Raw genomic sequence first — 15,186 nt, forward strand, 5'->3', positions numbered from 1 at the left:
ACGCGGGCGAGTTGAAAGACCTTGATCTTTGCGAAAAACATCCAGGCGAGCCTAACGGGCCTGCTATTGCTGGCGGTGGCGATTTTCGCCTGGGCGTCTGCCGCGTTCGGCGTAGAGGTCGAGTTCAAGAGTCGGGAGGTTCGCCGGGATCTGATCGCATTTTACGATAGCCGGTTTGAAGAAACTCCAACTGTATCCCGCGTGCATCGGCTCGCGGAAATGCCGCTCAATTGGCTTGGTTACAAGCTCACCTATCAGGATGTTAATAAACCGCTGCCGCCCATCGCGTCCTTGGAGCATTATCGCGGCGTCGTGTCATGGCTGGTTGAGCCGCTGGCAGACAGCTCCTCCTACCTAGCATGGTTGGACCAGGCCAGCGCACAAGGTCTACGCCTCATCGTTTTCGGCGATGTGGCGCCGACTGGGAAATCTGCTCTCGATCCGATAGCTCAAAAGATCTACCAGCGCATCGGCGTCAACATGACCGACCAGTTCGTTGGTGTCACGAGCGAGCGCAAGCCGGTCTCGGTGGATAACGCGATGATAGGATTCGAGCGTCCGCTCGACAAGGCTCTGCCACCATTTCCTGTCGTTACATCAGCCTCGATGGCCACGAAGGTCCATCTCGCATTGGACCTTCCGCCCGAGATGGGAAGCGCATCCTCCGCCGTCGTAACGACGAGCCCGGGAGGCGGATTCGTGGCTGACGGTTACGCCATCTTCTTTGACGATGCGGCAGACCGCGCGCGCTGGATCCTTAATCCGTTCGCCTTCTTCAGGCAGGCATTGGGTGATGAGCGCTTTCCCGTACCCGATGTAACCACGCTAGACGGGCGGCGGATGTACTTCAGCCACATCGACGGCGATGGCTGGAACAATATCTCCGAAATTGAGGGCTACCGCGAGACGCAGACTATCGCCGCCGACGTAATCAGGCAGGCAATCATTGAGCCTTATCCCGACCTACCTGTGTCGGTAGGGTTGATTGCAGGCGATACGGTCCCCGAGTTGGGAGGCATGCAGCAAGCAGGAGAAAGCGCGACGCGCCTTTATGCCCTTGAACAGGTCGAAGTGGCAAGCCACACCTACACGCATCCATTCGTCTGGAGCTTCTATGAGCACTATGACCGGGCGAAGGAGTTGGAAATGGTCGACAGCGCGACCCATCCCTCGCCGACGTTGTTGGATCGTATGCGCGGCTTTCTCTACCGAGTGGCTGGCAAATCGGAGAGCGTGGATACGCGGTCGCGCTATATCGCAGGCTCGGCTGATTTGCCTCGCGAGTATCTGAAAGAGCCCTTCAATGTGAAGTTGGAGACGCAGGAGGCGCTCAAGGTATCCGAGAGTTTCGCACCGAAAGGCAAGAAGGCTGCGATCCTGCTTTGGAGCGGCGACACAGAACCGTTTGAAGAGGCGGTCCTCGAAACACGCGAAGCGGGTGTTCGCAACATGAACGGTGGCGATACGCGCCTCGATGCGGAATATCCTTCGGTGTTTTATGTTCCGCCCATTGCGCGGCCTGTGGGTTCTCAGCGGCAAATCTATGCAGCAAATAGCAATGAGAACACTTACACGAACAACTGGCATGGCCCGTACTTCGGCCAGTTATTGCTGGAGGAGACACTTGCCAACACCGACGCGCCGCGTCGGCTGAAACCCTTCAACCTTTATTACCATATGTACTCAGGCGAGAAGGCCGCCTCACTCAGTGCTCTAAAGCATCTTCTCGATTTGGCGCGCGCGGCGGCGGTCATTCCCGTCAAGGCATCCGAGTACGCTGGCATCGCCGACGATTTCTTCGCCGCGCAAATATCTCAACTCGATGCCACTACGTGGTCGATTGCCAATCGAGGTAACATGCAGACCTTCCGCTTCGATGAGGCGGAGGGGTTTGATATCGATTGGCTGCGCAGCCACGGCGTGATGGGGCTAAACCGGCACAATGGTGCGCTATATATCGCAACCGATCCTGCAGAGCGCGACGTGACGATCGTACTTCGCCCGCTTGCGCCAGTTGCTCCCGATGTACTCAGGACCCAGGCGGCAAGGTCAGTGCCATCTGGCGGAGACGACGCCAATCCGATCTATCTGATCGAAAGTCGCTGGCAAGTCGAGGGATTGATCCGAGTCGCTCCATGCGAAGTCACGGCCAAGGCTCACGGATTTGGTCCCGGCGAGATGATCTGGCAGGCCTTGCCGTCGCAAAGCTACGAAATACAGGCGCGGCGTAATGGCGGCGCAGTCGAACGGCAGACTGTTTCAGCCGATGCGCAAGGTCGCTTGTCCTTCAAGCTTGCAACCGGTGCGTTGCAACCAGTCGCCGTCGGAATCAAATGCCATGGTGGCTGACGTCCATAGAGGGGCATTCATCAAGCCCTACCATGCCGTGATGTCCATGGTCTTTGCCGTGGCGCTTGGTGCGGGCTGGATGATGTTGCCTGGCGACAGCGAGCTGATTGCCATGCTGGAGCGCGACGGACATTCGCGCGATGCACTCGCAATTCTGGAGCAGGGATACGCCAATGGAGACCGGCGTTATCGCACGTTGCACCAGATGCTTGGTCTTTACGAGTATCAGGGCGATGCCACCAAGGCGCGCACAATCCTGGAGGAAATGGTCTCCGAGCGGCCTTATGATCCGGCACTGCGCGAACGCCTGGTCAATTTCTACCAAGCTGTGGGCGATGGAAAAGCTCGCCTGGACGCTTTGAAGGCGCAGATTGAGACACGTTACAAGGAGAGTGCGTGCCGTGAATACGTGGCGCTCCTCCGGCTCGATGGTCATAACGATGACGAGCTTGCCGGGTTGCAATTCTGCCGACAGCGCGGATATCGCAGGCCGGACGATTTGGCGCGCCTTGCGGTTCTGCTTGCCGCTACGGGAGACACCGTGCAGGCGAGCGCTACTTTGCGTTCTATCGACGACGTGAAGCGGCTTACGACGACGGAAGAGCGTTTTCTTCTTGTTGATCTGCTCTTGCGTCAAGGTCTGCCAAACGAAGCGGTGCGCCGTGCGGTGCGTTGGATTAAGGCGGGCAAGGATACTGCGCTTGCAGTCGGCCTCGTCGATGTACTTGCGCGCTCGAAGTTCCCCGACAGCGCGTTGGATCTTGCAAAGAACGCCGGTGAGGCGGGCGACAGCGTATCTCTGACAGTTGCCGAGCGGCTTTTGGAGAAATCGCAGCAGCAGGCCGCCATACTTTATCTGCGGGGCTGGCTCGATGCGGCGCAGATGGAAGATCTAGATGTTGCGCGCCGCTTTATCGGCACCGCACTTGATGGCGGAGATCCGCGCACGGCGCTGCGTGGTGCGCGCAAGTTCGGACTTGCCAATCTCGATCCGAAATTGGCCGAGACCCTGGCACGAGGTCTGGAGAAAGTTGCCATGCGGCAGGAAGCGGAGGAGGTTCGTGAGACTGCTCACGTTCATCTCGCGCAGCCGCAACAACCACGCGAACCCACCTCGTCGGATGCAGGGTCTGCGCAGACCAAATCGGATAGCCGCGCGAGTGGTCAGAGTGGATCTGAAGCGCGCGTCGAAGCAGCGCATGCCGCGCCACGCGACATGCTCGCAGTGTGGAGGCGCTCTCTATCATCGCATATGTCCGATGATGCCCAAAAGCTATCAGCCAAACTCGGCTTCCCCATGCCGCGTCCGAGTCCGCCGCGTCACCATGGAGCCACGCGCACTCAGGCTCAGAGCACCACAAAGGTCTTGAAGAAGACCGACAAGGTTCTGCAGAGGGCTAAGAAATTGAATTCCCTCAAATTGAAACAGAAAGCCGTTCGAGAGCGCGCTCAGAGTGCCAAAGGTAAAGTGCGTCCTCCAGCTCAGTAAGCTTACAGTAGTGCAGATGCGCAACCCCGCGAAGGCTCCGTGACCAGAATTCACCACTCGGCCAAATGGAGATCGTCCGGCGTTGCCGGAGAAGTCCGGACACTGTAAAAATCAGCGTGCGGCGTGGCGTCATCTGGCGCTTGGGGGCCTGGGGCGCATTTACCTTGCGCGCAATCTTGATCGGGAAGTCATCAATTGGGCACCTTACGGCAGATTTTGCGGGATTGGCGCACGCCGCAAAGTGCGGTCTGGCTATCGGTTCTCCCGCCCGTGGGCGCATTCGCCGAATTGGCCATCTTGATCGGAGCGATTCACTTTGCGGATCAGATTATTCCCGGTCTCGATGTCCTGAGCCTGGAGCCTTCTCCCTACTGGCTGCCTGTGCTTCTTCTGTCTTTGCAATACGGGACAGTGGCTGGATTGATGGCTGCGGGTGCGGCGACCTTCGCATTTGTGATGCACGGTCTGCCCGAGCAGCTCATCGACGAAAATCATTTCTCGTACCTGCTGCGCGTGTGGGCGCTTCCGATCCTATGGATTGCGGTTGCCTTGATCTTAGGGCAGTTCCGGCTTCGCCAGATCGAAGTGAAGGAACAATTGACGACCCGGTTGGATCAAAGCACGCGGGAGGCGGAAGCGCTTGCTATCTATGCGCGCAATCTGGAACGTCGCTGCCGCCAACTTGAGCGTCAGGTTACATCGCGTCCGGTTGCGGAAGGTGCCGGCGTTCTGGATGCCATCGCGGCGTTGTCAGCACCGTCATGCGATCTGCCGCATGCATTCCGGTCCTTGTGTGAAGCGGCTTTTCCAGGCGCTGCGCTCAGCCTTTATGCCCTCAACGCATCGGGACTGGAACCGCTGGTTGCCACGGACGCGACCAAGGCGCACCGGATTGAGATGACGCACGGCCTTTTCAAGGCTGCAATCGGCGAGCGCAGAGCATTGAGCGTTCTCGACGCCGCCGGCGAAGCGGTGCTTGCCGGCGAAGCACTTGCCGTGGTGCCTGTGATCCAACTCCCGCCCAATGCTACAGTTGCGGGTGGTGGTGAGAGCGGACGAGTGCTTGGAGTGCTCAAGCTCGATGCTGCGGATGGAGCGGTTCTGTCTGCGGGATTGAAAGATCGGCTGACGATAGTCGCGCGCATGCTGGCGCCAATGCTAGGTGAGCCGCGTGTCGTCGTCGACAATACCGAACGCGAAAGCGCTTCGCTGCGCTTGACAAAAGGCTGGCGTCAGTTCCCGTGGAAGGTCGAGCAGGACGAAGACAGCCGTGGTGCCCCGCGTCCGCGCGCCAAGACGTGAGCTATACAAACTATGGAACGCGCTGTTGCGCAGAAGCGTGAACTGCAGCATCCACGAGCCCCAGGCGGTCAGGAGGCGTTAGCGGCCGCTTTGGCGCTCGCAGGCGAGGCAATTGTAGTCCTGTTGGCGTTCTCCGCCGACGTTGCCTTTAGTGTCGTCCTTCTGGTGCATGCGGTGATCGTTGCCGGCGTCGGCTTTGTATTGCTCTCGCGACGACGGAGCGAGGAAGATCGCTCGCTTGCCATCGTGCTACTTTTCCTTGTCGCTGTTGCGGGCCCAGCGGGCGCAATGGCGACGCTGGCCGCGCTTCCGTTCGCGGGTAACGTCGCAAGCACGCAAGATGTGCGTGGGGCCTGGTATGAGCGCCTCGCGCGCGCAGGACGCCCATCGCATGTCACCCAGCTTTACGATCGGATCGTATCGGGGCGGGTTCAACGCCTCGACGCCAGTGCGCCGGGCGACTTTTTGAAGGTCATCACGCAAGGAACGCTGGATGAGCGGCAGCGCGCGCTGGGACTTGTCGCGCGGCACTTTCATCCCGATTACACAACTGTACTCGATGCCGCGTTGCGGAGTAGCGAGCCCGTGGTGCGTGTTCAGGCGGCTGCCGTCGTTGCGCGCGTGCGAGAAGATCTTAAAGTGAAGGTAGAGGCGCTGTGCACGTCTTCAGCGCATTCCTTGCAAAAGACGCTCCACGATGCAGGCGAACTCAACGGACTGAGCACTTGTCCGCTGGTGACGCTGCAACTGCAGGCTCGTTGCCGCCATCACATACGCACATTGCTCAACGCCGTCCTGATACGTGGACGCGATGTCTCGCTCGTCACTCGCCTGGCGGACAAGGACGCGCTGCTTGCGATGGAAACTTTTTTCATCGATGAGGCGCGTTTCAAGGAGCTGAGAGTTCTGCGCCGTGTCGCGCGGGCGTCGGCTGGCGGGCTTCGTCGCGTGCGAAGACGCGGGGCAATGGAGGCGGCCGCGACATGAGCGATCGCAAGAGGCCCGTCGATCAAATCGGCCAACGCGCTGCCCAGAGCGACGTATGCCTTATCGTGGAGGGCTGTTACCCTTACGTGCCAGGCGGCGTCTCATCCTGGGTTGACTGGCTGATCCGCTCGCAGCCTAGAACTACGTTTTCGATCGTATCGCTTTGGCCCAAGCCGATGGGCCTCAAGTCGCGCTACGATGCCCCCGACAACGTCGTGAGTTTCGACTCTCTCTTTATCCAGCAGTTCGGCGCACCGCCCCGTCGGCGCAGCATGTCGCCCGCGGCCGTATCAGCTTTGGGGGAGGCCCTCACCGGGCTGATGACGCAGGGAGGACGCGAGCAGCTGTCGATCGTCATGCGTCAGTTGGGTTCCATCGGCCGCGGCGCGGCGCTTGAAGAGCTTTTCAACTCGCCCGCTGCTTGGTCGATCGTCCAGGACATGTACCGGCGCGAAATGCCAAACGGCTCGTTTCTGGATTATTTCTGGGCTTGGCGCGCATTGCTAAGCGGCCTCTTCGCTGTTCTCAAACACCCGCTGCCGAAAGCGAAAGTCTATCACACAATTTCGACCGGTTATGCGGGCATGTTGGCGGCGCGTGCCAGCCTTGAGACGGGCCGCCCATCGATTTTGACCGAGCATGGCATCTATACCAATGAGCGTCGTATCGAACTGTTGATGGCTGATTGGGTCGCCGACACCATCGACAAGGGCCACGCATTGGACGATCCGCGTTTCGATTTGCGCGATATGTGGGTGAGGGCGTTCGAAGCGTACGCGCGTACCTGCTATGAGGCAGCGAGTGATGTCGTAACGCTCTATCGCGACAATCAGGGACCACAACGCAATCTGGGGGCCCGCGAGGAGCAGCTAGCGGTCATCGCCAACGGCATCGACGTCAAGCGGTTTTCGCATCTGGCTGTCGCCGGACCCGACGTGCCCCCGACCATTGCACTCATTGGGCGTGTTGTGCCGATCAAGGATGTGAAAACCTTTATCGAGGCAGCTCATCTGCTTGCGCCGCGCGTGCCGAATTTGCGCGCCTGGATCGTCGGACCAACCGAGGAGGATGCGGGCTACTACACCGAGTGCAAGGCGCTCGTCGAAGCGCACGGGTTGGCTAAGACCGTCGAGTTCACGGGACCCGTCAACATCGTCGACTATCTCGACAAGATCCACGTCATGGCTTTGACGAGCCTGAGTGAAAGCCAGCCCCTAGTGATCCTTGAAGCGGGCGCTGCTGGAATCCCCTTCATTGCCACCGATGTCGGCTCGTGCCGTGAGATCATCGAAGGTCCCGCTGGCGAAACCCCCCATCTCGGCGCTGGCGGAAGGATCACCCATCTTGCCGCCGCCGACGAAATTGCGGACGCTGCCTTTGCGTTACTCGCAGATGAGACGCTGAGGCGGCGTTGCGGAGAGGCGCTTAAGGCGCGGGTCTCAACTTATTACACCTCGCAGCGTGCTGCGGGCGCGTATGCGGAGCTCTACGGTCGGTTGACGGAGGCTCCATCGACGCGGGTCGGCCTCATCCAAGATCAGGGGGCGGCATAGATGGCAGGCATCGGCTTTGCTTTGCGTGCGCTGAGAAATCAGGAGTCGCTCTCAGCCGTCGTGAAAGCTTCCGGCCATGCTGCGGTAATCGCCGCCGGTCCATGGCTGTTTACAATCGTGAGTCTCGCAACGATCACCGGCTTTACCGAGGCGATAGCCGGACATGGACCGCTCGCCACGTTCCGCGCCGTCATCATCTACGCCTTCGCGACGTCGCTCGTATTGACTGCGCCGATTACCATTGTGGCAACGCGACTGCTTGCAGACAGGCTATGGCGCCGGGACACAGATGGAGTTCCCCCGCTGATGCTGGCAAGTTTCCTTGCCGCGCTCTGCGTGGTTGCGCCTGGTGTGTTGGCGCTCACTCTCTATTTTCACGTGCCGGTGCGGTTGGGCGTCGCGCTTTATTCGGCCGCGTCTATCGTCGCGCTGATCTGGGTTGCGTTGGCGTTCTGTGGGGCGGTGCGCGATTATCGCGCGATCACGTATTCCTTTCTTGCGGGGTTGTTCGTGTCGGTCGCTTGCGCCACTGCGAGCGCGCTGATGGGATTGGGTGCTGAAGGCATGGTGTGGGGTTTCTCTGCGGGGCTTGCGCTTACCTTCCTCGGCCTCACCTTAAGGGTTCTTTCGACTTTCCCCGCGCCAACGACGACGCTTGTTCCAGCGTTGAAAGAGCTGGCGGCGGGACATGTCGAATACCGCTTTCTCGCGCTTGGTGCTCTGTTGGGCACAGCGGCAATATGGATCGACAAGTGGGTCTTCTGGTTCTCGGCTGAAGGGCAGACGGTCGATGGCGGGCTCATTCACGCGCCGCTCTATGACAGCGCGATGTTTATCGCTTCACTGGTCATCATTCCCGCGCTTGCGCAATTTGTCATGAAACTCGAAACGGAATTTTTCGAACGCTACCAGGCCTACTTCGGTGCCGTGCAGGACCACGGAACCATTGAGCAGATCGAAGCTCAAAGGCAGAAGCTGGAAGGCTTTTCGTTTGAGAGCTTGACGTTGATTGCGGTGTCGCAATTTGCGCTGGGTGCTGTTCTGGCTCTTTCAGCGCCGGCGATCGTGGAAGTGCTAAATCTGCAGTTCCGTCAGATCGCAATATTGCGATTTGGGGCACTGGGGTCGGTGTTCCTGTTCATATTCATTGCGGCGACGTCCATTGTCGTGTTCTTCGACCGACGGCGGATTTATTGCGCGTTGCAGGGATTGTTTCTCGTCTTGAACGGTGGGCTGGCAATGCTGACAGCATCCTGGGGTGAGGAGTACTACGGCGCCGGATATTTCCTGGCTGCGTTCATCGCGGCGGCAGTGGCACTTGTCGTCGCCGACCGCACCCTCGCAAGGCTCAACTACCTCACGTTCATCGGCAACAATCCGTCGATCAAAGGCGCGGTACGCCGTTAAGTCAGGAGTCGTCGCTGTTTGATCCTGATTTGGGCGTCGACCACGCTGCGGCGGCGGGCGGTGGCGCTGCTGTGCGTCGCGGCGTTTGCGCGTGAGACGATCCAGACTGTCCTGACGAGGATGGACCTGAGGCCGCAGCTGGTGGCGGCGCAGCGCTTCGCCTAGACGAGGCGGATGCAGCCGACGAAGGTCCATCGCCTCCGGCGAAAACAGGCGGGGCTTGCGCGGTGCGTGGAAGGTTGGTGCGCGTCGAAGGAACGGGCGCATCGCTAATCGGTGTGGGTTGACCGGTGTCCAGTCCCATCCGGCGCATTTCCGCGAACGCCGAAGCTCGCCCCAACGAATAGGCGCCATAAACGAGTGCGGCGACAAGCACGAGCACGACCACAGCCCAGACTGTTTCCATTTCGGTTCTCCTACGCGAGCTTCGCCAGGTGAAGCAGGCCACGGAGCAACCTTAAAGTGCTTTGCGGTCTCTGAAAACTGAGGCAAACCACGAAGAAGCTCGTCGGCAGCCTAGGCAGACTTGGCCTTTTAGCGGAGCGACGCCTTGCACCCCTTGGCAGAGTTCGTCCGGAGGTCAGGGGGAAGGGTCGTTGTCGGCGGGTTCGGGCGTCTCAGGCTGATTGTCGCTTGAGGTGGGCGGGGTTGCGCCGCCGCCCAGGTTCAACCGATCGAGGAGACGCTCTGCGAGATACAGACGAAAGCCCTCACGTCTGGCGACCTTTTGCACGTGTTCGACCTTCGCCGCCTCGTTGACGTAGGAGAGCAGAAAAATGCTCAAGCCTGCTCGGCGGGCCTTACGCAGATAGGCCAGACTGTCACGTACCATTTCGGGGGAGTTGGGTTCGGCGGAGTTGTTCTGTCCGCCGTAGAGCAGATCTTCTTTCGCCAAGCCATCGAGACGTTCGCGCAAGGCGGCAAAGCGCACAAGCTCCTCCGCGTTCTGCATGATCACTAGAAAGCCCGGATCCTTGCGGTGAGCGTGATCGGCCAGACGCAGCAGGTAGCTCACCATGGCGTCTTCGGTTTCCGCGGTGTCGTGACCTTCATCCTGAAAAGCGTCGGCGCGGTCGAGATAAACGCCGTCGAACCCTGCCGCCATGATGTGATCGAGATAACTGTTGGGGGTGCCGAAAATAATCGATTGCCACTCCGGATCGGTGAAGGTCACCAGATAATTGCCCGGCCACTCGGGATTTTCAGCGCCAAGCCAAGAGGGACGCGTCTCCGACGATTGCCACTCCGGCTTCCAGTAATAACGATAGCTTTCGGCTTCTCCGATCGACAAGTAGGCGATAACCAGACGTCTGCCGCCATCGGCCTTATGCTTGAGCGCCTCCACCTGTTTTCGGCTGAAAGGCGTTTCTGTCGATTGATCGGGATGGGGCGCATGATCCACGACGATCATGTCGAACTGCGAGCCTTGAATCTGGGCAGCATCCAAATGCCGGAATTGGACCGCCCATGTGTGGACCGTCGCGAGTTCGGCGCGCCGCGAATTGATTCTTTCGCGAGCCGTGCTTGAGTTTTTGACGGCTTCAGCCTCAACCGATGGGCCGACGAACAACATGGCGGCCATCATGGTGACACCGGCAACCGTTCCGCCGGTGGTCAGGAAAATAGGCAGCAGAATTGATAGTGATCGTTTCAAACGTCGGCCCGATCGGCTGATGGCGCAAATACGCGCCGTCAGTGGCTCGCATGGGCGAACCACAAAACATCAAGAGGTCTGGGTCCGAAATAGGGGATAAAGCCCTGCGCTTCAATCTTGGCTTTGTCGGCGGCCCGCTTGGCGGGGTCCTTGAGATAGTCGAGCACGAACACGGGTCGGCCTGCGTCGCGGGCCAGCTTAAGGTTCTCCAAGGTCTCATTCACCATTGCGGGGGCGTTGGCCCGCTCCGTGTGGTCCGCGCCGTAGAACAGATCCTCTTTGGCGACCGCGTCTATGACGTTTACCATTTCCTTGCGCGCAAGCAGCTCTTCGGCGTTCTGAAGGATGACGATGAAATTTGGGTTCTTCTTGCGCGCATGTGCGGCCAGACGCGCGACAAACGCGACCATCCGCCTGGCGGCGTCAGGGCATTGATCTTCGACTTCCGAGTAGACGTCCACGCGGTCGAGGTAGACACCGTCAAAGCCTTCCTCGATCAGGCGGTAAAGTGGCGATGGTTCGATGCTGTTGTAGACACTGCGGCCGTCGTCATCGCCAAGAATCGTGCGTTGCCAGCCTTCCTCGCAAAAGCGGATCCGCCGGTTGCCCTTCCAGCGCTCGTTTTCCGACAGCAGCCAATCGGGTGCGTCCTCGGTCATATACTCAGGAGTGAAGTAATCGGGCCGGTAATCCTCAGCCTCTCCGATCGATAGATAGGAGATCAATAGCCTGGGACTGCCGTCGGGTTTGACCTTGAGCTGGTTAATCTCGCGAGGGGTCAGGGCACGGCCGCCCTTGGCGCCGGAAGTCGCATCAGTGACCAGCATGTCGAAGGGTGCGCTACGCGCTGCGGCCGGGTCGAGTTCCTGGAGCTGGATGCCCCAGCTTTTCACCACATCCAGTCGAGCGGCTCTGGCTGACCGGGTCGGATCGCCCTGGGGAGTAGGCGAGGTATGGGCTGGGTTGGGCGGGCGAACGGCTGGAGCGGGGGTAGGGACCGCCTCAGTGACGCCGCCGCCGGTTTCCGCCCGGGCCGCCGTGTGCGTCGGGCCGCCGGCATCACGCGCGAAGGCGCTGGCCGGGAGAGAAGCTCCTGCCAGAGTGGCGACGGCAATGATGAAACCGAACCTGCACGCGCACATTGAGGTGTGCCAATTCACGGTGATGACAGCGCCTGCGAGTTTGGCCTCGAGGCATTAAAGATCGCCGTAGGATGTCTCAGAGGCGCGCAGCGAAACTAAGGCTCAGCGAGGGACTAGAGATCGCCGTCTCTGCAGCTGTGGCGCGCGGGCAAAACCTAACCCTGGAGCGCCTGTGAGCTGGCGTCCGGGAAGTCTTCCATGCTTTGCCTAGCCTTTGGGCGAACTTAGTTTTTCGAGGCCGTCACATGCGTATCCGAGGCCCGTGCGGGCTCATCGGCGTAGGCATAAAGGCAACAGGCTGCGCCAATGCCTACGGCCATAATGAACAGCCAAAGCGCCGATCGCTTCGCCAGCCAGCCAATTGTCAGATGCGAAGAGTCGGTATGATGCGTATCGGTCGCCGACGCCGGAGACGAAGCCATGTGCCCTCTATTCCCGTGAAGCTGTGATTTGCCGCTGACAGCCCGTGTTTGAATGCACCTGAAATTGGGGCTGTTACAAGAGTGTTTGCATCCGTGGACGCGAATCAGATGCAGAGTGTGTCGCGTCCGCCGCGCTTTGGGTCGCGCAGCGGGTCGTCCGCCGGCAGATCAAATTCCTTGCCAGTTCATTTGCATCGATTCCTGCGTCAGTTGTGCACAAATTCAGGGGTTGTTAAGCAACAGTCCTGTGACAAATGCGCCTGAACGATAAATAGGCACTTGATGTGTCCGCCAAGTTCTTGTGCAATTAATCTGATGTACATAACTTGTTCCGAACATTGGAACGTCAAAAAAAGCAGACTGCCGAGGACACGCTCAGGGAAAGTTGGGTCGCTCTAGTTGAGTGGCTCGCCTCTCACACACCTGGGGGTGTCCGATGATTGAACTTGTGGTTGCGGTTTGCATGATAGATCAGCCGTCCCAGTGCAAGGACGTCTACCTGAACTTTGAAGGCGCCAGTGTCACGCCTCAGCAGTGTATGATGAATGGCCAGATGGAGATGGCCAAATGGATAGGCGACCACCCAAATTGGCAGATTAAAAGGTGGCGCTGCGGGATCGCTGGTCAAATGGCCAAGATCTGAGCTGACGTAAATTTCTCTCGCCCCGGTTGACAGTGAGGGGCGTCGTGCCCTCCTTGGCGGAAAAGATCCGCCAAGTGAAGGGACGAAACAATGTCAGAGACATCAGCTCAAAAGTTCGCAACGCTTGCTGTTCATGCCGGAGCCGCGCCTGATCCGGCCACCGGCGCCCGAGTTACACCAATCTATCAGACCGCGTCCTATGTGTTTCAGGACGCCGATCACGCCGCCCAGCTCTTCGGACTACAGGCGTTCGGCAACATCTACACGCGCATCACCAATCCGACGCAGTCGGTCCTGGAGGGCCGCATGGCGGCGCTGGAGGGTGGCACTGCGGCGTTGGCGGTGTCATCCGGTCACGCGGCCCAGTTTCTCACCTTCCACACGTTGCTCGAGCCGGGCGATGAGTTCATCGCTGGCAGCCAGCTGTACGGCGGCTCGATCAACCAGTTCAACCATTCCTTCAAAAAGTTCGATTGGCGCGTTGTCTGGGCAAACTCGCTCGATCCAGCCTCCTTCGAGCGGGCGCTGACGCCGAAGACGCGCGCGATTTTCATTGAGAGCATCGCAAATCCTGGTGGCATCGTCGTCGACATCGAAGCCATCTCGAAAATTGCCAAGAAGGCGGGCGTTCCGCTCATCGTCGACAACACGCTCGCAACACCTTACCTGTGCCGTCCCAAGGATTTCGGCGCCGATGTCGTCGTTCACAGCCTCACCAAGTTCATCGGCGGGCATGGCAACTCGATTGGCGGTGTGCTTGTCGATTGCGGCACCTTCGACTGGATGGGAAGCAAGAACCGCTACAAGACTCTGGTGGAGCCAAACGCCTCCTATAACGGCATGGTCCTAGGCGAGATATTCGGCAACATGGCCTTTGCTATTGCAGCCCGCGTGATGGGCCTTCGCGATATCGGTCCGGCGATCTCGCCGTTTAATGCATTCTTGCTGCTGACAGGAGCCGAGACGCTTCCACTGCGTATGCAGCGCCACTCAGACAACGCGCTGGCGGTTGCCCGTTTTCTGAAGGATCACCCTAAAGTTGCTTGGGTGAACTATGCTGGTCTGCCCGGCAACGACAGCTATGAGCGTCACAAGAAGTACTGCCCCAAGGGTGCAGGTGCCGTGTTCACGTTCGGGCTCAAGGGCGGTTACGAGGCCGGCGTGAAGCTTGCGTCCTCGCTCAAGTTGTTCTCGCTATTGGCCAACATCGGCGATACGCGCAGTCTCGTCATCCATCCAGCTTCCACGACCCACCGTCAGCTGACGGACGAACAGCGCGTCGCGGCCGGAGCGGGACCCGATGTCGTGCGCTTGTCCGTTGGCATCGAGGATGAAGCCGACATCATCGCGGATCTTGCCCAGGCGCTGGATGCGCTCTGATCTAAACTTGTAAGAAGAGGGACGTCACGGCAATGAAGTATCAACTCGTTCTGCAATTCCAGGGCGATGACGAAGAGACGCTCGACAAGGTCGTCGCTTTGGAAGATCAGCTCATAGAGGAGTTGGGTGCATCGACAATAGCGGAGGTCGATGGTCACGAGGAAGGCGATGGCTCGATCTACGTTATGATCGAGACCAAAAATCCAAGCAAGGTGTGGGAACGCATCGAGCCACTCGTGGAAGCCGCTGCCTCGGAAGATCTCGAGGCGATGGCCGTCGCCTACCGCGAACGTGACAGCGAAGATTACACTGTCCTTTGGCCCGCCGACTACGAGGGCGAATTCGAGGTCGTCTAGCCGCGCTTCATTGCGGGAGGTGATTTCCTTACGTGCAGTTTTGCCAGCATTTGGACACGAAAAGACGTATGAACAACGAAACAACAATTCGGTCCTAGGGAGGTTTTAGATGCGCAAAGTTCTGCTTGGGGTTTTGCTCGGCGTCGCGACGACCGGCAGTGCCATTGCAGCCGATTCCAAGTCTTTTTGTCCCGAAGGGCCTGCGACGATCACGGGCACCATCGGGGTGAACCGTCTTTTCGATCCGCCGGACTATTGGGTTGGAGAGTCCATGCCCTGCCGCATCCATCTGATCGAACTCGATGCCCCGGACGCAACTTGCGTCGAGGGAGCAAAGTTTTCCGTCACCGGCAAGGTTGAGTACGTGAAGGAAGATGGCGAGATCAGCTTGGTGCAGATCGTCAAGCCCGACAAACTCACTTGCGAGAAGAAGTAAGCCTTCTTGGATCGTCCGTGAATGCAGAAACGGCGCGCAGGTCTTGCGCGCCGTTTCTATTTTGGA

The 15,186-nt window shown here is 59.2% G+C and carries 13 protein-coding genes; 9 read left to right on the forward strand and 4 right to left on the reverse strand.

The annotated features are described in order from the left end of the window. The first annotated feature begins 21 nt into the window (after window positions 1-21). From R3D51_13720 to pelG, 6 genes are all read left to right on the forward strand, one after another. Window positions 22-2,349 carry a hypothetical protein gene (locus R3D51_13720; GenBank protein ID MEZ5900537.1) on the forward strand — a complete coding sequence of 776 codons (2,328 nt, stop codon included), beginning with the start codon at window positions 22-24 and terminating at the stop codon, window positions 2,347-2,349. Then, window positions 2,339-3,838 (forward strand): hypothetical protein, encoded by a 1,500-nt coding sequence (locus R3D51_13725; GenBank protein ID MEZ5900538.1) that lies wholly within the window; start codon window positions 2,339-2,341, stop codon window positions 3,836-3,838. Before R3D51_13720 ends, R3D51_13725 begins: the two co-directional genes overlap by 11 nt. A gap of 195 nt (window positions 3,839-4,033) precedes the next feature. Continuing rightward, on the forward strand, window positions 4,034-5,140 hold the full coding sequence (locus R3D51_13730; GenBank protein ID MEZ5900539.1) for a hypothetical protein: 1,107 nt from the start codon (window positions 4,034-4,036) through the stop codon (window positions 5,138-5,140). 12 nt (window positions 5,141-5,152) lie between these two features. After that, window positions 5,153-6,127, forward strand: a complete 975-nt coding sequence (locus tag R3D51_13735) for a hypothetical protein (GenBank protein ID MEZ5900540.1) — start codon at window positions 5,153-5,155, stop codon at window positions 6,125-6,127. After that, entirely contained in the window at window positions 6,124-7,680 is a 1,557-nt protein-coding gene (pelF, locus tag R3D51_13740) for a GT4 family glycosyltransferase PelF (GenBank protein MEZ5900541.1), read from the forward strand. The genes R3D51_13735 and pelF overlap by 4 nt, the downstream gene beginning before the upstream one ends. Further along, window positions 7,681-9,087, forward strand: a complete 1,407-nt coding sequence (gene pelG / locus R3D51_13745) for an exopolysaccharide Pel transporter PelG (GenBank protein ID MEZ5900542.1) — start codon at window positions 7,681-7,683, stop codon at window positions 9,085-9,087. Window position 9,088: 1 nt separating this feature from the next. On the opposite strand, the gene R3D51_13750 is transcribed toward pelG, so the two are convergent. The 4 genes from R3D51_13750 to R3D51_13765 form a co-directional block, all read right to left on the reverse strand. Further along, a complete protein-coding gene (locus R3D51_13750; GenBank protein MEZ5900543.1) occupies window positions 9,089-9,493 on the reverse strand; it encodes a hypothetical protein in 405 nt (134 codons plus the stop codon). Window positions 9,494-9,667: 174 nt separating this feature from the next. Then, on the reverse strand, window positions 9,668-10,741 hold the full coding sequence (locus R3D51_13755; protein MEZ5900544.1) for an endo alpha-1,4 polygalactosaminidase: 1,074 nt from the start codon (window positions 10,739-10,741) through the stop codon (window positions 9,668-9,670). Window positions 10,742-10,779: 38 nt separating this feature from the next. Continuing rightward, window positions 10,780-11,901 carry an endo alpha-1,4 polygalactosaminidase gene (locus R3D51_13760; GenBank protein MEZ5900545.1) on the reverse strand — a complete coding sequence of 374 codons (1,122 nt, stop codon included), beginning with the start codon at window positions 11,899-11,901 and terminating at the stop codon, window positions 10,780-10,782. 206 nt (window positions 11,902-12,107) lie between these two features. Continuing rightward, on the reverse strand, window positions 12,108-12,305 hold the full coding sequence (locus tag R3D51_13765; protein ID MEZ5900546.1) for a hypothetical protein: 198 nt from the start codon (window positions 12,303-12,305) through the stop codon (window positions 12,108-12,110). A 733-nt stretch (window positions 12,306-13,038) separates the two neighbouring features. Here R3D51_13765 and R3D51_13770 point away from each other — a divergent pair. From R3D51_13770 to R3D51_13780, 3 genes are all read left to right on the forward strand, one after another. Then, window positions 13,039-14,328 (forward strand): O-acetylhomoserine aminocarboxypropyltransferase, encoded by a 1,290-nt coding sequence (locus R3D51_13770; GenBank protein MEZ5900547.1) that lies wholly within the window; start codon window positions 13,039-13,041, stop codon window positions 14,326-14,328. A gap of 32 nt (window positions 14,329-14,360) precedes the next feature. Then, a complete protein-coding gene (locus tag R3D51_13775; GenBank protein MEZ5900548.1) occupies window positions 14,361-14,684 on the forward strand; it encodes a hypothetical protein in 324 nt (107 codons plus the stop codon). 109 nt (window positions 14,685-14,793) lie between these two features. Next, entirely contained in the window at window positions 14,794-15,120 is a 327-nt protein-coding gene (locus tag R3D51_13780; protein ID MEZ5900549.1) for a hypothetical protein, read from the forward strand. Window positions 15,121-15,186 lie beyond the last annotated feature (66 nt).

The organism is Hyphomicrobiaceae bacterium (assembly GCA_041397645.1).
GTDB lineage: Bacteria > Pseudomonadota > Alphaproteobacteria > Rhizobiales > Hyphomicrobiaceae > Hyphomicrobium_B.